At 69.6% G+C, this 21087-nt stretch carries 20 protein-coding genes; 8 read left to right on the forward strand and 12 right to left on the reverse strand.

Annotation, left to right across the window (positions count from 1 at the left end; all coding sequences use genetic code 11):
• The first annotated feature begins 116 nt into the window (after positions 1 to 116).
• Together ACZ7IB_RS01570 and ACZ7IB_RS01575 are read left to right on the forward strand one after the other, a co-directional pair.
• Positions 117 to 1850 (forward strand): ABC transporter ATP-binding protein, encoded by a 1734-nt coding sequence (locus ACZ7IB_RS01570; protein ID WP_470908257.1) that lies wholly within the window; start codon positions 117 to 119, stop codon positions 1848 to 1850.
• Entirely contained in the window at positions 1850 to 3781 is a 1932-nt protein-coding gene (locus ACZ7IB_RS01575; RefSeq protein WP_470908258.1) for an ABC transporter ATP-binding protein, read from the forward strand. Before ACZ7IB_RS01570 ends, ACZ7IB_RS01575 begins: the two co-directional genes overlap by 1 nt.
• Before the next feature lie 150 nt (positions 3782 to 3931).
• On the opposite strand, the gene ACZ7IB_RS01580 is transcribed toward ACZ7IB_RS01575, so the two are convergent.
• The 7 genes from ACZ7IB_RS01580 to ACZ7IB_RS01610 form a co-directional block, all read right to left on the reverse strand.
• On the reverse strand, positions 3932 to 5035 hold the full coding sequence (locus ACZ7IB_RS01580; RefSeq protein WP_470908260.1) for an RNA polymerase sigma factor: 1104 nt from the start codon (positions 5033 to 5035) through the stop codon (positions 3932 to 3934).
• Positions 5036 to 5308: 273 nt separating this feature from the next.
• A complete protein-coding gene (gene dnaG, locus ACZ7IB_RS01585; protein ID WP_470908261.1) occupies positions 5309 to 7216 on the reverse strand; it encodes a DNA primase in 1908 nt (635 codons plus the stop codon).
• Positions 7217 to 7386: 170 nt separating this feature from the next.
• Positions 7387 to 8646, reverse strand: coding sequence for an NAD(P)/FAD-dependent oxidoreductase (locus tag ACZ7IB_RS01590; RefSeq protein WP_470908263.1), 1260 nt, complete (start codon positions 8644 to 8646; stop codon positions 7387 to 7389).
• A gap of 182 nt (positions 8647 to 8828) precedes the next feature.
• Complete coding sequence (locus ACZ7IB_RS01595) at positions 8829 to 10175, reverse strand: deoxyguanosinetriphosphate triphosphohydrolase (RefSeq protein WP_470908745.1); 1347 nt, start codon at positions 10173 to 10175, stop codon at positions 8829 to 8831.
• A gap of 45 nt (positions 10176 to 10220) precedes the next feature.
• Entirely contained in the window at positions 10221 to 10451 is a 231-nt protein-coding gene (locus ACZ7IB_RS01600) for a hypothetical protein (protein WP_470908265.1), read from the reverse strand.
• A 150-nt stretch (positions 10452 to 10601) separates the two neighbouring features.
• Entirely contained in the window at positions 10602 to 11396 is a 795-nt protein-coding gene (locus ACZ7IB_RS01605; RefSeq protein WP_470908747.1) for a Cof-type HAD-IIB family hydrolase, read from the reverse strand.
• 77 nt (positions 11397 to 11473) lie between these two features.
• Positions 11474 to 11686, reverse strand: coding sequence for a hypothetical protein (locus ACZ7IB_RS01610; RefSeq protein ID WP_470908267.1), 213 nt, complete (start codon positions 11684 to 11686; stop codon positions 11474 to 11476).
• A 268-nt stretch (positions 11687 to 11954) separates the two neighbouring features.
• On the opposite strand from ACZ7IB_RS01610, the gene ACZ7IB_RS01615 reads away from it, so the two are divergent.
• Positions 11955 to 12668 carry a SanA/YdcF family protein gene (locus ACZ7IB_RS01615; protein WP_470908269.1) on the forward strand — a complete coding sequence of 238 codons (714 nt, stop codon included), beginning with the start codon at positions 11955 to 11957 and terminating at the stop codon, positions 12666 to 12668.
• 29 nt (positions 12669 to 12697) lie between these two features.
• Here ACZ7IB_RS01615 and cutA read toward each other — a convergent pair whose 3' ends face one another.
• Positions 12698 to 13081: a divalent-cation tolerance protein CutA gene (cutA, locus tag ACZ7IB_RS01620; RefSeq protein ID WP_470908271.1), complete on the reverse strand. Its 384-nt coding sequence runs from the start codon at positions 13079 to 13081 to the stop codon at positions 12698 to 12700.
• Between the two features lie 44 nt (positions 13082 to 13125).
• Positions 13126 to 13752, reverse strand: coding sequence for an NADPH-dependent FMN reductase (locus ACZ7IB_RS01625; RefSeq protein ID WP_470908272.1), 627 nt, complete (start codon positions 13750 to 13752; stop codon positions 13126 to 13128).
• Positions 13753 to 13840: 88 nt separating this feature from the next.
• On the opposite strand from ACZ7IB_RS01625, the gene ACZ7IB_RS01630 reads away from it, so the two are divergent.
• The 4 genes from ACZ7IB_RS01630 to ACZ7IB_RS01645 all read left to right on the forward strand — a co-directional run bounded on the left by ACZ7IB_RS01630 (position 13841) and on the right by ACZ7IB_RS01645 (position 17058).
• Positions 13841 to 14641 (forward strand): aminotransferase class IV family protein, encoded by an 801-nt coding sequence (locus ACZ7IB_RS01630; protein WP_470908273.1) that lies wholly within the window; start codon positions 13841 to 13843, stop codon positions 14639 to 14641.
• 94 nt (positions 14642 to 14735) lie between these two features.
• Entirely contained in the window at positions 14736 to 15197 is a 462-nt protein-coding gene (locus tag ACZ7IB_RS01635; protein ID WP_470908274.1) for a DUF5990 family protein, read from the forward strand.
• Positions 15198 to 15582: 385 nt separating this feature from the next.
• Entirely contained in the window at positions 15583 to 16335 is a 753-nt protein-coding gene (locus tag ACZ7IB_RS01640) for a hypothetical protein (protein WP_470908276.1), read from the forward strand.
• A 99-nt stretch (positions 16336 to 16434) separates the two neighbouring features.
• On the forward strand, positions 16435 to 17058 hold the full coding sequence (locus tag ACZ7IB_RS01645; RefSeq protein WP_470908278.1) for a class F sortase: 624 nt from the start codon (positions 16435 to 16437) through the stop codon (positions 17056 to 17058).
• Positions 17059 to 17079: 21 nt separating this feature from the next.
• Here ACZ7IB_RS01645 and ACZ7IB_RS01650 read toward each other — a convergent pair whose 3' ends face one another.
• Entirely contained in the window at positions 17080 to 17868 is a 789-nt protein-coding gene (locus ACZ7IB_RS01650; protein ID WP_470908280.1) for a sulfite exporter TauE/SafE family protein, read from the reverse strand.
• 179 nt (positions 17869 to 18047) lie between these two features.
• Between ACZ7IB_RS01650 and ACZ7IB_RS01655 the strand changes: the two genes are divergently transcribed.
• On the forward strand, positions 18048 to 18977 hold the full coding sequence (locus tag ACZ7IB_RS01655; RefSeq protein WP_470908281.1) for an oxidoreductase: 930 nt from the start codon (positions 18048 to 18050) through the stop codon (positions 18975 to 18977).
• A gap of 30 nt (positions 18978 to 19007) precedes the next feature.
• On the opposite strand, the gene ACZ7IB_RS01660 is transcribed toward ACZ7IB_RS01655, so the two are convergent.
• Together ACZ7IB_RS01660 and ACZ7IB_RS01665 are read right to left on the reverse strand one after the other, a co-directional pair.
• Entirely contained in the window at positions 19008 to 19421 is a 414-nt protein-coding gene (locus ACZ7IB_RS01660) for a VOC family protein (protein WP_470908283.1), read from the reverse strand.
• 102 nt (positions 19422 to 19523) lie between these two features.
• The gene (locus tag ACZ7IB_RS01665; protein ID WP_470908284.1) at positions 19524 to 20498 is read right to left on the reverse strand and encodes an ArsR/SmtB family transcription factor; all 975 of its coding nucleotides are present in this window, start codon (positions 20496 to 20498) and stop codon (positions 19524 to 19526) included.
• Positions 20499 to 21087 lie beyond the last annotated feature (589 nt).

Here is a 21087-nt window from a genome sequence, read left to right on the forward strand (position 1 = left end):
ACATGTGTACTCGGTCCGTTTTTTGACCTGGTCTTGAAGAAAATCGTTCGCGGCCCCCTTCCGGGGTACCCGAAAATGGGTCGACTCCCGACCTCTGCCGACTCCGAGAGACACGCGTGCTCATAAAACTCCTGCGGGCCTATCTCGGTCCGTACAAGAAACCCATCCTGCTCCTGGTCCTCCTCCAACTCCTGCAGACCTGCGCCAGCCTCTATCTGCCCACCCTGAACGCCGACATCATCGACAACGGTGTCGTCAAGGGGGACACGGGCTACATCCTGGAGTTCGGCGGCATCATGATCGCCGTCAGCATCGCCCAGGTGGTCTGCAACATGGGGGCCGTCTACTACGGCGCCCGCACCGCGTCCGCCCTCGGCCGTGATGTCCGGGCGTCGATCTTCGACCGGGTGCAGTCGTTCTCGGCGCGTGAGGTCGGGCGGTTCGGCGCACCCTCGCTGATCACGCGTACGACCAATGACGTCCAGCAGGTCCAGATGCTCGTGCTGATGACGTTCACCCTGATGGTGTCGGCACCGATCATGTGCGTCGGCGGCATCATCATGGCGCTCGGCCAGGACGTCCCGCTGTCGGCGGTGCTGCTCGCGGTGGTACCGGTGCTCGGCATCGCGGTGAGCCTGATCGTCAAGCGGATGCGGCCGCTGTTCCGCACCATGCAGGAGCGGGTCGACACCGTGAACCGGGTGCTGCGCGAGCAGATCACCGGCAACCGCGTGATCCGCGCCTTCGTCCGTGACCGTTATGAAGAGGAGCGTTTCCGCGGCGCGAACCACGAGCTGACCGATGTGGCGCTGTCCACGGGCCGGCTGATGGCGCTGATGTTCCCGACCGTGATGACGGTCGTGAATGTGTCCTCGATCGCCGTGGTCTGGTTCGGTGCCCACCGCATCGACAGCGGCGGCATGGAGATCGGTGCGCTGACCGCGTTCCTCGCCTATCTGATGCAGATCGTCATGTCGGTGATGATGGCCACCTTCATGTTCATGATGGTGCCGCGCGCCGAGGTCTGCGCCGAGCGCATCCAGGAGGTCCTGGAGACCGAGTCGAGCGTGGTTCCGCCGGTCAAGCCGGTCAGCGAGCTGCGCGCCCACGGTCATCTGGAGGTCCGTGGCGCGGACTTCCGTTACCCGGGCGCCGAGGAGCCGGTGCTGCGGTCGGTGGATCTGGTGGCCCGTCCCGGCGAGACCACCGCGATCATCGGGTCGACGGGCAGCGGCAAGTCGACACTGCTCGGACTCGTACCGAGGCTGTTCGATGTGACGGACGGCCAGGTACTGGTCGACGGCACGGACGTACGGACGCTGGAGCCGGCGCTGCTGGCGAAGACCGTGAGCCTCGTTCCGCAGAAGCCGTATCTGTTCTCCGGGACGGTCGCGACGAATCTGCGGTACGGAAACCCGGACGCCACCGACGAGGAGCTGTGGCACGCGCTGGAGGTCGCGCAGGCCAAGGAGTTCGTCGAGGCGCTGGAACACGGCCTGCACGCGCCGATCGCGCAGGGCGGCACCAATGTCTCCGGCGGACAGCGGCAGCGTCTGGCGATCGCCAGGACGCTGGTGCAGCGGCCGGAGATCTACCTCTTCGACGACTCGTTCTCCGCGCTCGACTACGCGACCGACGCCGCACTGCGCGGGGCGCTCTCGCAGGAGATGGCCGAGGCCACCGTGGTGATCGTGGCGCAGCGGGTGTCCACCATCCGTGACGCCGACCGGATCCTGGTGCTGGACGAGGGCCGGGTCGTCGGCTCCGGCACCCATCACGAGCTGATGGACGGCAATGACACGTACCGGGAGATCGTGCTCTCCCAGCTGACGGAAGCGGAGGCCGCGTAATGGCCGGGCCTGGCGGACGCATGATGGCGGGCGGGGCGCCGACCGACCGGTCCATGGACTTCAAGGGGTCATCGAAGCGGCTGCTGAAGCGCTTCGCCGCGGAGAAGACCCCGCTGTACGTGATGCTGGCGGCCTGTGTGCTGAGCGTCGGCCTGTCGGTGGTCGGACCGAAGATCCTCGGCAGGGCGACCGACCTGGTGTTCGCCGGGGTCATCGGCCGGAACATGCCGGACGGAACGACCAAGGAGCAGGCCGTCGAGGGCCTGCGCAGGACCAACAGCGGCCTCGCCGACATGCTCTCCGGGGTGGATTTCACACCGGGTCACGGCATCGACTTCGGTGCGGTGGGTGACGTACTGCTGGTGGCACTGGCGGTCTACGTCGGTGCCGGGCTGCTGATGCTGGTGGCGACGCGGCTGTCGATCCGGATCATCAACCGGATCGTGTTCCAGCTGCGCGAGGACATCCAGACGAAGCTGTCGCGGCTGCCGCTGTCCTACTTCGACCGGGCCAAGCGCGGCGAGGTGCTCAGCCGGGCGACGAACGACATCGACAACATCTCGCAGACGATGCAGCAGACGATGGGCCAGCTCATCAACTCCCTGCTCACCATCGTCGGCGTACTGGTCATGATGTTCTGGGTCTCGCCGCTGCTGGCGCTGGTTGCGCTGGTGACGGTGCCGCTCTCGGTGGTCGTGGCAGCGAAGGTCGGCAAGCGGTCCCAGCCGCAGTTCGTGCAGCAGTGGAAGGTGACGGGCAAGCTCAACGCCCATATCGAGGAGATGTACACCGGGCACACCCTGGTGAAGGTCTTCGGCCGGCAGGAGGAGTCCGCGAAGGACTTCGCCGAGCAGAACGAGGCGCTGTACGAAGCCGGTTTCAAGGCGCAGTTCAACAGCGGGATCATGCAGCCGCTGATGATGTTCGTCTCCAACCTGAACTATGTACTGATCGCCGTCGTCGGTGGTCTGCGGGTCGCTTCGGGTTCGCTGTCGATCGGTGATGTGCAGGCCTTCATCCAGTACTCGCGGCAGTTCTCGATGCCGCTGACCCAGGTCGCCTCGATGGCGAACCTGTTGCAGTCGGGCGTCGCGTCGGCCGAGCGGATCTTCGAACTGCTGGACGCCGAGGAGCAGGGTGCCGACCCCGCGCCGGGTACCGGCGAGCACCCCGAGGAGCTGCGGGGCAGCGTCTCGCTGGAGAAGGTGTCGTTCCGCTACGACCCGGAGAAGCCGCTCATCGAGGATCTGTCGCTGAACGTCGAACCGGGTCACACGGTCGCGATCGTCGGCCCGACCGGCGCCGGCAAGACCACGCTCGTCAATCTGCTGATGCGGTTCTACGAAGTGACGGGCGGCCGGATCACCCTCGACGGGGTCGACGTGGCGAACATGTCGCGCGACGACCTCCGGTCGGGGATAGGCATGGTCCTCCAGGACACCTGGCTCTTCGGCGGGTCGATCGCGGAGAACATCGCGTACGGTGCTTCGCGCGAGGTCACCCGGGAGGAGATCGAGGAGGCGGCGAAGGCGGCCCACGCCGACCGATTCATCCGCACCCTGCCGGACGGCTACGACACGGTGATCGACGACGAGGGCTCCGGCGTCAGCGCGGGCGAGAAGCAGCTGATCACCATCGCGCGGGCGTTCCTGTCCGACCCGGTGATCCTGGTGCTCGACGAGGCGACGAGCTCCGTCGACACCCGTACCGAGGTACTGATCCAGAAGGCGATGGCGCGCCTGGCGCACGGTCGCACGAGCTTTGTGATCGCGCACCGGCTCTCCACCATCCGGGATGCCGACGTCATCCTGGTGATGGAGAACGGCTCGATCGTCGAACAGGGAACGCACGACGAGCTGCTGGATGCCGAGGGCGCGTACGCCCGGCTGTATTCGGCGCAGTTCGCGCAGGCGGTCGCCGAGGTCGACTAGAAGAAGCAGTCAGCGCATGAGGAGGGCCCGTACCGCCGGCCGGCGGTGCGGGCCCTCCTTCTTCGGGCCGGACCGGGCCGCTCTCATGGGCGAGGTGCCGACCCGGCCGGTCCACCGGCGGTGCCCGCACGGCCCGGCGTCCCCGCGGGGTCAGTCGAGGTAGCCGCGAAGCTGGTCGGCGAAGGCGTGGTCCCGCAGCTTGTTGAGGGTCTTGGACTCGATCTGGCGGATGCGTTCGCGTGTCACGCCGAAGATCCTGCCTATCTCCTCAAGTGTGCGGGGCCGCCCGTCGGCCAGCCCGTAGCGCAGCTGGACCACCTTCCGCTCACGCTCGTTCAGAGTGGAGAGCACCGCTTCCAGGTGCTCGCGCAGCAGCAGGAACGCGGCTGACTCGACCGGGGACGCGGCGTCACCGTCCTCGATCAGGTCACCGAGGGCGACGTCCTCCTCCTCGCCGACCGGGGCGTGCAGCGAGACGGGTTCCTGGGCGAGCCGCAGGACTTCGCCGACCCGTTCCGGGGTGAGGTCGAGCTGGTCGGCGACCTCCTCGGGCGTCGGCTCGTAGCCGCGCTCCTGGAGCATCCGGCGCTGCACCCGTACGACGCGGTTGATCAGTTCGACGACATGGACCGGCACCCGTATGGTCCGCGCCTGGTCGGCGAGGGCGCGGGACATGGCCTGACGGATCCACCAGGTCGCGTACGTCGAGAACTTGTAGCCCCGGGCGTAGTCGAACTTCTCGACCGCCCTGATCAGTCCGAGGTTTCCCTCCTGGACCAGATCGAGCATGGTCAGCCCGCGGCCGACATAGCGTTTGGCGACGGAGACGACGAGACGGAGGTTGGCCTCGATGAGACGGCGCTTCGCCATCCGCCCCATGACCACCAACCGGTCGAGATCGACGGCCAGTCGGGTGTCCGGGTCCGGGGTGCTCGCGAGCCGTTCCTCGGCGAAGAGACCGGCCTCGACACGGCGGGCGAGCTCCACCTCGTCGGCGGCGGTGAGCAGCGGAATCCGGCCGATCTCCCGCAGATACTGGCGGAAGAGATCGGAGGACGGGCCGGCGGCCTCCGGGCGGCCCCGCGGCTCCGGCGTTTCGGGCGCCCGGGGCAGCTCCTCCATGAGTGCCTCGGGTGGGTCGGGTGGATCGGACGATGTCTGCGGCTCCACCGCGGCCTCCGGATGATGCACGGCCCGGTTCTGCGCGGGTATTGCCGAGACATGCTCGGTTTCGGTCAGGGTCCGGGTCTGCACGGGGGCGACCTCCAGGTGATCGCTGCCGGATCGCGGGGATGGAGGACCACCGTTCGGTGGGCCGGCCGCGCTCCGATGACTCAGGCACCGCCCCCCAGTGTGGGGGAAGACATATCGCTGCCACGAGGGGCGTGCGGGGACTTTCTGAGTCCGGTCCGTGACCGAGCGGTTACGGGGACGGACGGCTTTTCGAGCCCGTCCGGCGATCGAGGACGCGGCGGCGACCGGACGGACCCGGTGCGCCTTCCCGGTTCGCGGCGCCGGAACCTCGCGTCAGAGCGCGTCGGCGCCGTTGTTGCGCAGGGCCTGGGCGTACTGCTGGAGGACCCAGACCTCGTTCTGCGCGGCCGCGAGATGGTCCGGGGCGACATTGCTGCCGAGACGGGCGAGACTGCCCTGCACGTCGTTGATCCGGCGGTCGACGGCGCGCAGCCGGACCTGGACGAGCTGCATGCCCGCGTAGGTCTCGTCGATGGTCTTGCCGTGGAAGACCTCCACCGCCAGCTCGGTGACCAGATTGCGCACCGTGTCGTTGGGGGCCGCGTCCAGCACCTGGACCAGGTATTCGCGGGTCTCCGGGACACCCATCTCGGCGCCGCCCGCCTCCGCGATGCACTGCCGGACCGCGGCGTAGGGCGGGGCGGTGAACTCATCGGCCCCGTAGGCGTCGAAGGCCGGTGAGACGAGGGCGGGTTTCTGCAGGGCGAGCTTGAGCAGCTCGCGCTCGGTGCGGTGGGCGGGGCTGCGGAGGTTGAGGGCGGGGCCCGAGGGGGCGGCGGGCGCCCGGACCTGCTGGGACTGGGGGCCGCCGCGGGACGGGGCCTGCGCGGGGCCCCGCTGCTCGCCCCGCTCGCGGGCCCAGCGGGCGAGCTGGCCGACGCGCTTGACCACGAACTGGGTGTCCAGGATTCCGAGCATGCCGGCCAGCTGGACGGCGACCTCGTGCTGCGAGGAGCTGTTCTTGATCCGGGCGACGACGGGTGCCGCCTCGTCGAGCGCGGCGCCTCGGCCCGCCGGGGTCTCCAGGTCGTACCGGCCGACGATCTGGCGGAGCGCGAACTCGAAGAGCGGGGTGCGGGGTTCGACCAGGTCGCGGACGGCCTCGTCGCCCTTGGCCAGGCGCAGATCGCACGGGTCCATGTTGTCCGGGGCGATCGCGATGTACGTCTCGGCGGCGAACTTCTGGTCGTCCTCGAAGGCGCGCAGGGCGGCCTTCTGCCCGGCCGCGTCACCGTCGAAGGTGAAGATCACCCGGGCGCTGCCGTTGTCCATCAGGAGGCGGCGCAGGATCTTGATGTGGTCGCCGCCGAAGGCCGTACCGCAGGTGGCGATGGCGGTGGTGATCCCGGCGAGATGGCAGGCCATGACGTCGGTGTAGCCCTCGACGACCACGGCCCGGCTGGCCTTCGCGATCTCCTTCTTCGCCAGGTCGATGCCGTACAGCACCTGGGACTTCTTGTAGATCGCGGTCTCGGGGGTGTTGAGGTACTTCGGTCCGTTGTCGTCGTCGCGCAGCTTGCGGGCGCCGAAGCCGACGACATCGCCGGAGGTGTCGCTGATCGGCCACATAAGCCGGCCGCGGAATCGGTCGATGGGGCCGCGCCTGCCGTCCTGGGAGAGGCCGGAGGTGATCAGCTCCTTGTCGCTGAAGCCCTTGCCGCGCAGATAGCGGGTGAGGTGGTCCCAGCCGGCCGGGCTGTAGCCGACGCCGAAATGGGCGGCCGCCGTCTGGTCGAAGCCGCGCTCGGCGAGGAACTTCCGGCCGATCTCGGCCTCGGGGCTGTCCAGCTGCTCGACATAGAACTGGGCGGCCACCTTGTGCGCCTCGACCAGCCGGATGCGCTCACCGCGCTGATGGGAGGGGTTGTACCCGCCCTCCTCGTACCGCAGGGTGATGCCCGCCTTGGCGGCGAGCCGCTCGACCGTCTCGGAGAACGAGAGGTGGTCGATCTTCATCACGAAGGCGATCGTGTCGCCGCCCTCCTGGCAGCCGAAGCAGTGGAAGAGACCTTTGCCCGGGCTGACCTGGAAGGAGGGGGACTTCTCGTCGTGGAACGGGCAGAGACCCTTGAGGTTGCCACCGCCGGCGTTGCGCAGCTGGAGATACTCGGAAACGACGGCGTCGATCGGGACCGCGTCCCGTACCGCCTTCACATCGTCGTCATTGATCCTGCCTGCCACGGGTGAAGTCTACGGGTGGGGTACGACAGCTGTGCCGCGCGGCGATGTGATCCGTGGAACCCGGCGGCGAGGACGCCCGGCGGGTGCCGTACGGCTGAGCCGCCCCGTCCGGGGCCACCGGGCGGAACGGCCGGCTCGGCTCGGCTCGGCTCAGTTCAGTTCAGTTCAGTTCAGTTCAGGGAGACCAGCGGTACCGACGGGTCCGCCAGCGCGTCCGGGTCGACCTGCCGGCCGGACCGGATCAGCTCCTGCACGGTCTCGGTGACGTCCCACACGTTGACGTTCATCCCGGCCAGTACCCGGCGGTCCTTCAGCCAGAAGGCGATGAACTCGCGCTTCCCCGCATCGCCGCGGATGACCACCTGGTCGTAGCTGCCCGGCGGCGCCCAGCCCGAGTATTCGAGGCCGAGGTCGTACTGGTCGGAGAAGAAGTACGGCACCCGGTCGTAGCTGACGTCCTTGCCGAGCATGGCGCGGGCCGCGGCCGGGCCGCTGTTCAGCGCGTTCGCCCAGTGCTCCACGCGCAGCCGGGCGCCGAGCAGCGGATGGGCCACGTTGGCGACGTCACCGGCCGCGAAGATGTGCGGGTCACAGGTACGCAGCGAGGCGTCGACGGCGATGCCGCCGCCGTCCTGGCGCGCGGCCATGTCGAGCCCCGCGGCTTCGGCGAGGGCGGTGCGGGGGGCGGCACCGATCGCGGCGAGCACGTCGTGGGCGGGGTGCTCCTCGCCGTCGTCGGTGCGGACCGCGAGGACCAGGCCGTCCTGGCCGATGATCTCGGTGAGGCGGACGCCGAAGTGGAAGCGGACACCGTGGTCGCTGTGCAGATCGGTGAAGATCTGGCCCAGTTCGGGCCCGACGACCTGATGCAGTGGCGTCGGCTCCGGTTCGACGACGGTGACCTCGGCGCCGTAACCGCGCGCCGCCGCCGCGACCTCCAGGCCGATCCAGCCGGCCCCGGCGATCACCAGATGGCCGTTGTCGCGGCCGAGGGCGGCCAGTACGTTGCGCAGCCGGTCCGAGTGGGCGAGACGGCGCAAATGGTGGACTCCGGCCAGGTCCGTACCCGGAATGGGGAGGCGGCGCGGCTCGGCCCCGGTGGCGAGCAGCAGCTTGTCGTAGTGGACGACGGTGCCGTCGCCGAGCTGTACGGAGCGGGCCTCCCGGTCGAGGCTGGTGACGGGCTGGCCCAGGTGGAGCTCGATGTCGGCGCTCGCGTACCAGGCGGTCTCGTGGACGAAGACGCTGTCCCGCTCCTCCTTGCCGGTCAGATAGCCCTTGGAGAGCGGAGGCCGTTCATACGGATGGTCGCGTTCATCGCCGAGAAGGATCACCCGACCGCTGAAACCTTCCGCCCGGAGTGTCTCGGCTGCCTTCGCTCCTGCCAGTCCTCCGCCGACGATGACGAACGTCCGATGTGCGTCGACCACTTGATGCCTCCTCGGTGCTTGCTGCGCGGGGCCCAACTGCGAGCGTCCCGCACGCAGCGTGATGGCGAAAGAGGGTGTACACCGATCAGGTCACACCCAGTGGTCACAGGCCGGTCTGCGCGGCTCGGTCGATACCGCGCCGTGCGGCTCGCGGACACGGCCGGCCGGGGACGGGACCCCGGTCAGCGGAGGCCGCCGGTGAGCGATGCGTGCAGGGAGCGTGCGGAGGCGTCGGTCAGGGCGGCGATCTGGTCGACCAGGACCCGCTTGCGGGCCCTGTCGTCCTGGGCGGCGTAGAACAGCGCCCGGAACTGCGGCTCCAGCCCCTCCGGGGCACGTGCGGTCAGCGCGGCGGCCAGTTCCGCGATGACGATCCGCTGGTCGGCGCGGATGGCCTCCTGCTCGGCGCGCTGCATGACGTACCGGTCGGCGACCGCCTTGAGCACGGCGCATTCGTTGCGTGCCTCGCGGGGGACGACGAGCTCGGCGCCGTACCGGCCGAGTCGGCCCGTCCCGTACGCCAGCCGGGTGCTGCTCTCGGCAGCGAGACAGAACCGGCCGATCAGCTGACTCGTCGCGTCCTTCAGCCGGGCCTGGGCGACGGCGGATCCGTCGTAGCCGTGCGGCCACCAGTCCTGGCCGATGAGCCGGTCCAGAGCGTCGGCCAGCTCCTCGGGGTCGGTGTCCGCCGGAACGTAGCGGCCGATGGCGACCGCCCAGATCTCGTTCCGCTCGGGCTCGGCGTAGAGACAATTGGGGTCGATGTGCCCGGCGTGCAGCCCGTCCTCGAAGTCGTGCACCGAGTACGCGACGTCGTCGGACCAGTCCATGACCTGGGCCTCGAAGCACTTGCGGTCCTTCGGGGCGCCCTGGCGGGCCCACTCGAAGACCGGCAGGTCGTCCTCGTACACCCCGAATTTCGGCGAGCCGGGGTCGAAGGGGTGCCCGCCACGCGGCCACGGGTACTTGGTGGCCGCGTCCAGAGCGGCACGGGTCAGGTTGAGTCCGACGCTGACCAGCTCGCCGGTCCGGGTGTCGGGCACGAACCGCTTCGGTTCGAGCCTGGTCAGCAGGCGCAGCGACTGGGCATTGCCCTCGAAGCCCCCGCAGTCCGACGCGAAGTCGTTGAGCGCCTGCTCCCCGTTGTGTCCGAACGGTGGGTGGCCCAGGTCATGGGCGAGGCAGGCCGTCTCGACCAGATCGGGGTCACAGCCGAGCGCCGCCCCGAGTTCGCGGCCGACCTGGGCGCATTCCAGGGAGTGCGTGAGCCGGGTCCGCGGGCTGGCGTCCCAGGCGTGGCCGCGGGTGCCGGGGGTGACGACCTGGGTCTTCCCGGCGAGCCGGCGCAGCGCGGCGGAGTGCAGCACTCGGGCGCGGTCACGCTGGAATGCGGTACGACCGGGCCGTTTGTCCGGCTCGGTGTCCCATCGCTCGGCGTCGGCCGCACCGTAGGGGGCCGTGCCGTGGTCCTGCGTTCCCTGCGTACCGTCCATGCCGTCCATGCCGTCCATGCCGTCCATGCCGTCCATGCCGTCCATGGTTCCGACAGTAAACGGCCGGGCCGGCACGAGGGCTCAGGCGGATGCGCGGCGGGCGGCTCGGGGAAGGCGCTGTTCGGTCGTCGTGGCCCCGGCCGCGAACCGCCGGACAGGCCCTGAGTGAGGGGCCTGCGCGGCCCGCCGGGTTCCGTTCAGGGAGACGAGGCCGAGCTGGGTGCCGAGCTGTGCGGTGATGCGGGTCAACAGTTGCGCCGTGCTGTCGAGGGGCAGGGACTCATCGGGGTGTGCCGGTGCCGACTCCGTCATGGACCGATGGTGCAGGGCCGAGGTTGCCGCACCGTTGCGTGAGGGTGACGGGTGCTTTCCGAGGGCGCATCGCGCGGTCGGGGCGGTGTCGGTCGGGGCATCGGTGCCGGGCCTCGGTGTCGGGCCTCGGTGTCGGGCCGCGCCTCGGTATCAGGCCGCGCCGAAGAGCCGCTCGATGACGTGCGCGACCCCGTCCTCCTCGTTGGAGAGCGTGTGCGTCCGTATGGCGGCCAGCACGCTCGGGTGGGCGTTGCCCATCGCGTAGCCGGTGCCGGCCCAGTCGAGGACGGTCAGGTCGTTGGGCATGTCGCCGAAGGCGATGACCTCCGTGGCGTCGATGCCCCGCCCGGCACACAGCATCGAGAGGGTGCCGGCCTTGGTGACGCCGGACGCGCTGATCTCCAGCAGCCCGCGCCCGCCGGAGTGGGTGAGCTGCACCTCGTCGCCCGCCCCTTCCTCGGCAGCGGCCAGCAGGGCGTCCGCGTCGAGCCGGTCCGACCAGGCGAGCAGCTTGGTGACGGGGACGTCGGTCAGCCACAGATCCGCCAGCGACGGTACGGGCAGCTCGGCGTCGATGTCCTCGGAGAGCCGCAGCCGGTAGGCGGGTTCGTACAGGACGTGGTTGCCGGTCTCCAGGGCGAAGCCGATCTCGGGCACGGCGGCGGCGAGCGCGGTGGCCACGCGCCGGGCGGTGGCGAGGGGCAGGGCGCGGGAGGAGACGACGGTGCGCGTCCCGATGTCGTACACCAGCGCCCCGTTGCTGCACACGGCTGTCCCCTCGAGGCCGGCGGCCTCGGCGAGCCGGTCGACGAATCTGGGCGGCCGGGCGGTGACGAGGACGACCTCCGTACCGGCGCTCTCGGCCGTGCGCAGGGCGCGCAGGGTGCGGGGCGAGAGGGTGCCGTCGTTGCGCAGGAGCGTGCCGTCGAGATCGGAGGCGATCAGCCGTGGAAGCAACATTGCCCGATGCTACTGGGCGTCCTGCGGACAATCGCCGGTCTCAGTCCGAGTTGCACCAGAGCTCAATGGGTTTTCCGGGCCGCCCGTTCGGCTGCCGCGTGCCACCACGCCGGGGCAGGCGGGAATCCTGGCTGCGAGGTCGGCTGGTCGGGATGGAGGCCGCGCGGAATCAGCACCGAAGCCCGGACGCGGACGGTGATCCAGCCGTGCCAGTGGCCGTCCGGGCCCGGGCCACAGGCCAGGTCGATGTGCAGGTCGTCGACGGCGAACGGCATCCAGTCGATGCCCCGGTCCCGCAGTCAAGCGCGGACGGCAGCCGCGGGATGCGGCCGGCCCTTCAGATTCTCGTACGCGGCGACGGTCACCCAGCCGCCTGTCCCGGTTCCAGGTCGGTTCATGGCGGCCATCATGCCCGAAGTGTCTGCGGCAAGACCGGAAACGGCTACGAAATCAATGAAATCGGAAGATAGAGAACCCTTTCTCCCCGCCGCTCGTCCGATCATGTGGGACAGCACGGCACAGGGCACGAACAGGGGGACACTCATGCGGGAGAAGCAGCCGGGACGGCTCAGGCGGCTCGGGCGGTTGCGGCCGCGATGGCCGCGGACGCGGCGCGGGCAGCGGTGGCTCGTGCAGGGGGTGATGGTCGCCTGTGTGGCGGCGCTGGCGCCCGCGACCTGGATGTACTCCGTGGCCGACGCCCGCGTCAGAACGACCGCGGACGCGCCCGCGCAGCAGGTCGCCATGGTGTTCGGGGCCGGTCTCTGGGAAGGCAAGCCGTCGCCGTATCTCGCGAACCGGCTGAACGCCGCTGCCGAGCTGTATCGGGACGGGAAGGTGAAGGTCGTGCTCGTGACCGGTGACAACAGCCGGAAGGAGTACGACGAGCCGGACGCCATGCGCACGTATCTCAGGGCGCACGGGGTGCCGGACGAGCGGATCGTGAGCGACTTCGCCGGGTTCGACACCTGGGACTCGTGCGTTCGGGCCAAGAAGATCTTCGGCGTCGACCGCGCGGTGCTGGTGAGCCAGGGGTTCCACATCCGGCGGGCAATCGCGCTGTGCCGCACCGCGGGGATCGATGCGTTCGGGGTCGGCGTCGACGCCGTACACGATGCGACCTGGTACTACGGCGGGACGCGGGAGATATTCGCGGCCGGGAAGGCGGCGCTGGATGCCGTGTTCAGGCCCGACCCGCACTTCCTGGGGCCGGAGGAGCCCGGGATCGGGGAGGCCCTGGCGGCGGACGGGCGTTGAGGGCGGGCGCCCCCGGGCAGGTGCCGGCTCTACAGAGAGGTGACCGGGGCGGTCTCGGCCGAGACCCAGTCGAGATAGCGGGCGCTGCCCCGTACCACCGGGATCGCGACGATCTCCGGTGTTTCGTAGTCGTGCGCCGCCAGGAGATGGGCCTCCAGTTCGTCGTACCGCTCGGCCGTCGTCTTGAACAGCAGCTGCCACTCCTCGGTGGTCTCGATGGCGTTCTGCCAGCGGTAGACCGAGGTGACGGGCGCGGAGATCTGTACGCAGGCGGCGAGCCGCGCCTCCACCGCGCCCTGCGCCAGGGAACGGGCCTTCTCCTCGCTGTCCGTCGTGGTCAGTACGGTCAGCAATGCCGGCGTCGTCACTTTCGAGCTCCTCGGAGGTCGGTTACGGAGTGTCCTTGCTCCCATCGTCGATGGTTGGGGGCGTTGCGGCGCGGCGCAGTGCCCGGTGGTCAGACGCCGTAGGGATGGACAGCCTTGCCGTCGCGCAGCGCGCGCCCCCACCAGACCAGCTGGTCGAGCAGCGTCTTGGCCGCCGCGTCGCAGCCCGCCGGGTCCTTGTGCCTGCCCTCGTCGTCGAACAGGGCGCCCGCGTTGTGGAACGACACCGTCTCCCGGATGCCGACGCTGTGCAGCTCCGCGAAGACCTGCCTCAGATGCTCGACGGCGCGCAGACCTCCGGAGACTCCGCCGTACGAGACGAAGGCGACGGGTTTGGCCTGCCACTCGGCGTGGTGCCAGTCGATGAGGTTCTTCAGCGGGGCCGGGTACGAGTGGTTGTACTCGGGGGTGATGACGACGAAGGCATCGGCCCACGCCAACCTGGACGAAACGGCCGCCAGTTGGGCCTGCGCATCGGCGTCGGGCCGGTGGGAGAGGGCGATCGGGAGGTCGAGTTCCGCGATGTCGATCAGGTCGGTCTCGATGTCGGGGTGACCGGCGGTGCGCGAGAGGAACCAGTCGGAGACGACGGGGGCGAACCGTCCCTCGCGATTGCTGGCGAGGATGACCGCGACCTTCAGAGGTGGGGTGGGGCCGGTCGTGGATGCGATGGATGAGGATGTTGCGGTGAGGTCCATACGGAGAGGCTCATATGTCAACCACGGTTGAGGTCAAGTCCTGTCCGTCGGGGGACGCCGTCGCGCGCCGCGGCATACGGTGGATCGCATGACGACTCCCCCTCCCGCACCCTTCCCGTACGCCGAGTTCGACGGGCACCCGGCCACCGAGGCGGATCTGCGGATTCCCGCCTTCGTCAACTACGGCCATTTCACGGCCATGCAGGTCAGGGACGGAAAGGTGCGCGGCCTCGCCCTGCATCTGGCCCGGCTGGGCTCCGCCAACCAGGAGCTGTTCGAGGTCGGCCTCGACGGGGAGCGGGTCCGCGAGCTGATCCGGCACGCGCTGGACAGTGCTGGGGTACGGGACGCCTCGACCCGGGTGTACGGCTTTCCGTCGCCGGGCGGCACAGGGACGACAGTGATGGTCACGGTGCGCGAGCCGGCGCAGAAGTCCGCCGAACCGCACGACCTGATGTCCGTTCCGTACGCCCGGACCGTGCCGCACATCAAACGTCCCGGCGAGTTCGGCCAGACGTACTACGCAAGGCTCGCGGCACGCGCCGGTTTCGACGAGGCCCTGCTGACCATGCCGGACGGTGCGGTGACCGAGGGTTCGATCACCAACATCGGTTTCTGGGACGGCACTTCGGTCGTCTGGCCAAAAGCCCCTTCCCTGCTCGGCATCACCATGGCGCTGCTGGAGCAGGAGCTGCCCGGCGCGGGGCTGGAGTCCGTACGGCGCCCGGTGACGCTGGACGGGCTGGCCGCGTTCCGGTCGGCGTTCATCACCAACTCGCAGGGCATCGCGCCGGTCCGGCGCATCGACGACACCGAGTTCACGGTGGACGAGGAGCTGATGAAGCGGATCGGGCAGGCGTACGACGGTGCGCCGTGGGACACGATCTGACACCCCCTGGCCTCACACCTGCCTGCACGGCGAACCCCACGCCCTGCTGCGGACGGCGGTCCGAAGGCGCACGGGAGGAAGGGAACATGGGGGCATGCAGATCCATATCGAAGGCTCGCATCTCCCCGGCCTCACCTGCGGGCCCGGCAGTGACTTCCCCGGTGCCCGCAACATCCACGTGGGTGTGCAGCGCAAGGACAGGCCCGGTGAACTGCTCGACTTGCGCCCGGGCGACGCCCCGTCGGCCTCGTGGACCTTGGACTGCACCGTCGCCCCGGCCGAGGACGGCGTCGAGATCAAGGGGCCTTACGTGCAGAACCGGCTGGGCGGGCGCTTCGTCTACCTGTCCTGGGGCACGGTCGACGAGAACGGCGTCTTCACCATGTTCCGGCGGGCCAAGCTGATGCTGGGCGACATCGATCCGGCCGTGCTCGAAGCCGCCGTGCGCTCCGGGCATCTCACGGCGCGGCTGTCGCTCTCCGATGCCAAGGGACAGCCGCTCTGTGCTCGGGTGCGGCCGCCGGCCGTCGAATGGTCCGCCGCGGCCCCGGCCTGAGAACGCCGCACCGCGGGGCGCCTCGGCACGGAACCGCCCCCGCCGGACCCAGGGGGGATGGGCCCGGAGAGGGCGGCGGCCTGGGGCGGCCTGGTTCACCGTCCCGTGGGGGGTGTCAGACGTGTGCCCGACACCCACAAGGTCATGCATGTGATGTGCGCCACTCTCCTCCCGGGTGGCATCACCCAATCGGCACCGGGCGGTACGGGACCGGCCGCCCTCACTTCGATCACCGCTGTGACCTGCACACATACAGCTTGGCAAGGATGCCGCGCCGAGCCATTCGGGTGAAAGCTGACTTCATGTCAGCAGGCATGGGTGGCGGAGCGCCCGTTAGCTCGAGGTCAGGACACACCCACTCGCGCAGTTGCCGGAGGAACACCCCATGCGTCCTGCCCGCCCAGTGACCGGTACCGCCGCTTCCGCGGTCACCATAGCCGCGCTCGTCCTCTTCACCGCCGGGCCGTCCGCGTACGCAGGTGATGCCGGCGCACTGCGGGCCGGCTCGGCTGCCGCGCCGCGGGCCAATGGCGCCCCGGAGGCGCAGACCGACGAGGACGGGCCGGACAACCCCTCCGGGTCCGGAAACAACACCCCCTTCGGCCTCAACAACCCTTCCGGCCTCAATGTCCCTTCGTTGCTCGACTCCGTCGGCGGGCTCGACGCCCTCTCAGGGCTCCGCATCCCTTCCGGGGACGAGGGCTCGGCAAAGCACGACAACTCGTCGTCCGGGCGCGACAACCAGTCGGGGCGCGACAACTCGTCCGGTCGCAACAACTCCTCGTCCGGGCGCGACAACCAGTCCGGAGGCGACAACTCGTCCGGACGCGACAACTCCTCGTCCGGGCACGACAACCAGTCCGGAGGCAACAACTCATCCGGACGCGACAACTCCTCGTCCGGGCACGACAACCAGTCCGGAGGCAACAACTCATCCGGACGCGACAACTCCTCGTCCGGGCACGACAACTCGTCCGTACCCAATGCCCCCAGCGGGCACGTCAAAACAGGCGTCGGCGGCAGCGTCCGGCCCGACACCACCCAGATCGCGGCGGGCGCCGGCGTACTCGCCGCGACCGCCGTCGGCGGAGCCTGGCTCCTGCGTCGCCGGGCGAGCGGCACGCAAGGAGCCGGCTGACGGAGACGGATTCACGTCTCCGTACCGCCCGGTTTCCGTCCCGGTGGCCGCGCGCCACCGGGACGGGACCGTCCCCATTTCGTCATTCGGAGGACGACCGTGTCCCAGAAGGCCAAGAGCTGGCTGCTGGTCGTCGCAGCGCTGGCCGGTATCTGGCTGATCCGTCACGGCGCCGGTGCCGGGCTGATCCCGCCCCAGCCGACCGCCGCCCAGGCGTTCGCGGGCGGCCCGCAACTGCAGCCGGGCTCTCCGGTCGCCGAACCGCTGAAACCCTCGGCGCCCGTACGCATCCGGATCCCGAGCATCCGGGTGGACGCACCGATGATGCGACTGGGACTCGGGGCCGACGGCAGTCTCGATGTGCCGCCGGCCGGGAACCGTAACGTCGTCGGCTGGTACCGGGACGGCACTCCGCCCGGCTCCAAGGGCAGCGCGATCGTCGCCGGTCATGTCGACAACGCACAGGGGCCGTCGGTCTTCTACAACCTGGGCACCCTGCAGAAGGGCAGCACGGTCGAGGTGGTCCGCCAGGACGGGCGTACCGCCGTCTTCTCACTCGACGCGATCGAGGTCTACGGGAGCAAGAACTTCCCCGACAAGCGGGTGTACGGCGCCTCGCCCTACGCCTCGCTGCGGCTGATCACCTGCGGCGGCGGATTCTCGAAGACGACGGGTTACCAGGGCAATGTGGTGGCGTACGCGCACCTCACCGAGGTGCGGTGAACCCGGCCGGACGCCCGTCGTTCATGCCATCCACTGATCGAACGCCAACTTGGCGACCAGCGAGAACACCACGACCAGCAGTACCCCGCGGACGAACTCGCTGCCCTTCCTGAGCGCCATCCGCGCCCCGATCAGCCCACCCGCCAGGTTGAACACTGCCATCAGTGCGGCCAGTTGCCACATCACGCTGCCCTGGTAGGCGAACATCGCCAGCGCCCCGCCGTTGGTGCAGACGTTGACGATCTTGGCGGTGGCGGACGCCGTCACCAGATCGAGGTGGAGCACCGCGGTCAGCGCCAGCACCAGGAACGTTCCGGTGCCGGGGCCGAACAGCCCGTCGTAGAAGCCGATGCCGCCGCCGACCAGCACAATCGCGGTGACGGTGCGGGCCCGGGTGACCTCGTGCCGCGTACCGTCGTCCGTCGCCCTGCCGAACGAGGGCCGCAGCATCACGAACGCCGCGACTGCCAGCAGCACAACCATGATGACCGGGCGCAGCACCTCGCTGCTGATCCCGGCGGCGAAGAACGCACCGGTCATCGATCCGGCCAGTGCCGCGAGCCCGATCCGCAGGGCCGTCCCGACCTTCACCGGCGCCTTGCGTACGTACGTCACGGCGGCGCCCGACGTACCGACGATCGCGATCGCCTTGTTCGTGCCGAGGACGTGCGCGGCCGGGACGTGCGGCAGTCCGAGCAGCAGGGCGGGCAGCAGCAGCAGTCCGCCGCCGCCGACCACTGCGTCGATCCAGCCGGCCGCGGCTGCGGCGAGGCAGAGGACGACCAGAGTGGTGAGTGCTATGTCGGGCATGGTCGCGACCATAGGGAGGCGATACGTGCCCCGTCCAACTGCCTCGGCCGGATCGCGGGAAAGTTGAGCCAACTCTGAGGTTCCGGGCTTCCGGGCCCGCCCTCGCCCTCGCGAGCCCGGCGGAATCCGGACGGGCCCGGCCCGTCCGGCCGGCCCGCCGCGGTCGTACGCTTTGGTCCATGAGCCAGGGCTGGAACGCGAGCGACATCCCCGATCAGAACGGCCGTACGGCCGTGGTCACCGGAGCCAACAGCGGCATCGGACTGATCACGGCGCGCGAGCTGGCCCGGCACGGCGCGCGGGTGCTGCTCGCCTGCCGTGACGAGACGCGCGGCAAGGAGGCCGAGTCCCGCATCCGGACGGCCGTGACCGGCGCGGACGTGGAGTTCGTACCGCTCGATCTGGCCGATCTGGATTCCGTACGCCAGTTCGCCGCGGCCCACGCGCCCGACCGGATCGATCTGCTGATCAACAACGCGGGCGTGATGGCGCTTCCGTACGGGAAGACGGCCGACGGCTTCGAGAGGCAGTTCGGCGTCAACCACCTCGGGCACTTCGCGCTCACCGGACTGCTGCTCCCGAAGCTCCTCGACACCCCCGGGGCGCGCGTGGTGAGCGTCTCCAGCGGCATGCACGCCCTGTCCAACATCGACATCGGGGATCTCAACAGCGAGCGGAACTACCGACGTTGGATCGCCTACGGCCGCTCGAAGACCGCCAATCTGCTCTTCATCCACGAGCTGGCGCGGCGGCTGTCGGCAGCCGGTTGTGAAGTGGTGGCCGCTGCGGCGCACCCCGGTTACGCGGCGACCAATCTGCAGACGGCGGGTGTCCGGATGGAGAACCGCAAGGCGGCGGAACGGGTGGTCGAGCTCGGTAACCGGATCATCGCCCAGCCCGCGTCGTCCGGTGCGCTGCCCACCCTGTACGCGGCCACCGCGCCCGGCGTGCGCCCCGACTCGTTCACCGGGCCGAGGCTGCTGGGCTGGCGCGGTGCGCCCGCCCCGTCCTGGCGGGCGGGCTGGACGCTGAACGATGTGGCGAGCGAACGGCTCTGGGTGGCGTCCGAGCAGCTCACGGGGGTGGCGTATCCGGGCCTGACATCCTGAGGACCGCTCCCCGCCCCCTCATCGACGGGCTCAGCCCTGCCGGCCCTCGACAGCGGAGGGGTCCATCCACATGACCTCCCAGATGTGGTGGTTCGGGTCCTGGAAGGAACGGCCGTACATGAAGCCGTAGTCGATCGGCTCGTTGGCAGGCGATCCCCCGGAGGCGAGGGCGGTGTCGACCAGCTCGTCCACCTTCTCGCGGCTCTCGGCGCTCAGAGCGAGGATCACCTCGGTGGACTTCGAGGCGTCGGCGATCTCCTTCTTGGTGAACTCCTTGAATCGGGGCTCCGTGAGGAGCATGGCGAAGATGGTGTCGCTGATGACGAGGCATGCGGTGTTCTCGTCGCTGAACTGCGGGTTGAACGAGAAGCCGAGCTTGCCGAAGAAGGTCTTGGTCGTCTCGAGGTCCTTGACCGGCAGGTTCACGAAGATCATCTGAGGCATGGCCGTTTCGCTCTCTCTGTTGTTCGAACGTTTTACGACAGGTAGACGGCTGGGCTGTGCAGAACTCATCGGTCCCGCGAAGAAAACTTTGGCCCTCCGGCGTCAGGACATGGCGAGCGGCGCGCCGCCCCGGAGCAGCGATCCGCCCAGCGGGGTCAGCGTGTGCAGGACCGAGCTGCCGTGCCGCAGGGTGCGGATCAGGCCGGCCTCGCGCAGCACACAGGCGTGCTGGCTCGCCGAGGCGAGGGAGACTCCTGCCCGGCGGGCGAGTTCGCTGGTCGTGCAGCCGTTGCCGATGGCCCTCAGAACCGTCGAGCGGGTATTGCCGAGGAGCCGGCCGAGCCAGGGCCCCGGTTCGGCGAAGACCGGGGCGCGGGAGTGGGTGACCGGGTAGACGAGGACCGGCGGGAGCTGCGGGTCGCGGTAGACGACCGGGGTGACGCGACAGAAGTAGGACGGCTGGAGCAGTAACCCCCGCCCGCCCAGGTGGAGTTCGCGGTCGACGGGGTAGTCCGCCTCCAGCACGGGGGCCCGCCAGCGGATCATGGGCGGGAGTGAGGCGAGCAGTTCTTGCGCCCCGCCGTCCAGGAGCGCGCGGCCGCGGACGGCGCGGTCGGCCTCGATGCTGGCCTGGATGTGCGGCCAGTACGGTTCGATCGCGGCGCGGTGGTAACCGCGCAGGGCGCCGATGAGCCGGTCGAGCAACTCGGCGTGCCCGCCCGGGGTGCGGCCCGCCTCGCGGCGCTCGGCGGCCAGCAGGGCGAGTTCGGCGCGGATCCGCCGGGGCGGGGTGTCGCGCAGCGCTTCAATTCCGGCGTCGATGCCGTACGGCTCGCTGCTTTCATGAGAAGGCGTCAGAAAGTCCGGGAAATAGCCGCGCGGTGGAATCACGGCGGCCAGCAGGCGTACTTCACCATTCAACCGGGGCCGGGTTTCCGTACGCCATTTCCCGAACACCGTGGAACCGCGCCGGTCCCTCAGCCGATGGAAACTCAGAATGGTTTCCCACAGCGCATCCGGCCGGGTGGCCATCCGCACCTTGGAAAGGTCCACTCCGGACATATGGATACGCAGCACCGAACCCCCATCTGTTGCACCTGCAATTACCCCCACCCAAGGGTATGTGATCCGTAACAGCACGTCACCACGGGGTTTCGGCCAGAGGTGAAACGTCTCGCCTCCCCATGCCGTCTCCCGAAAAGCTGTACGACGTCGGGTACGAATCCGGAGCCACCGGCAGATCGAGTGAAGGCCGTGGGGGGTTTTGCTCGTTCGGCGGCGGTCGGCGACGGTGCGGCTCCGTACCCGACGGGGGTAAGCCGGGTGGGGGGGAGGGGGGGGGGGGGGGGGGGGGGGCCCCCCGCCATTCCCCCCCCCCCCCCTTTCTTTTTTTCCGCAAGAAAAGAAAAAAAGCGAAAAAACAACCCTCCCCCCCCCCCTCCTCCCCCCCCCCCCCCCCCCCCCCCCCCCCCCCCCCCCCCCGCCCCCCCTCCCCCCCCCCCCCCCCCCCCCCCCCCCCCCACCCCGGTCCGTTCCCGACCCATGTCTTTGCGTATTGAACGAAGAAAAGGCACAACGTCGAACAACCATTTTCCCCAGTACAAAACGAAGCGGCGGCATCCCCGCACAGGGTGCCGCCGCCTCTGGGAGTTCCGGAGTTGCCGTC

It is taken from the genome of Streptomyces sp. NPDC037301, assembly GCF_055602785.1.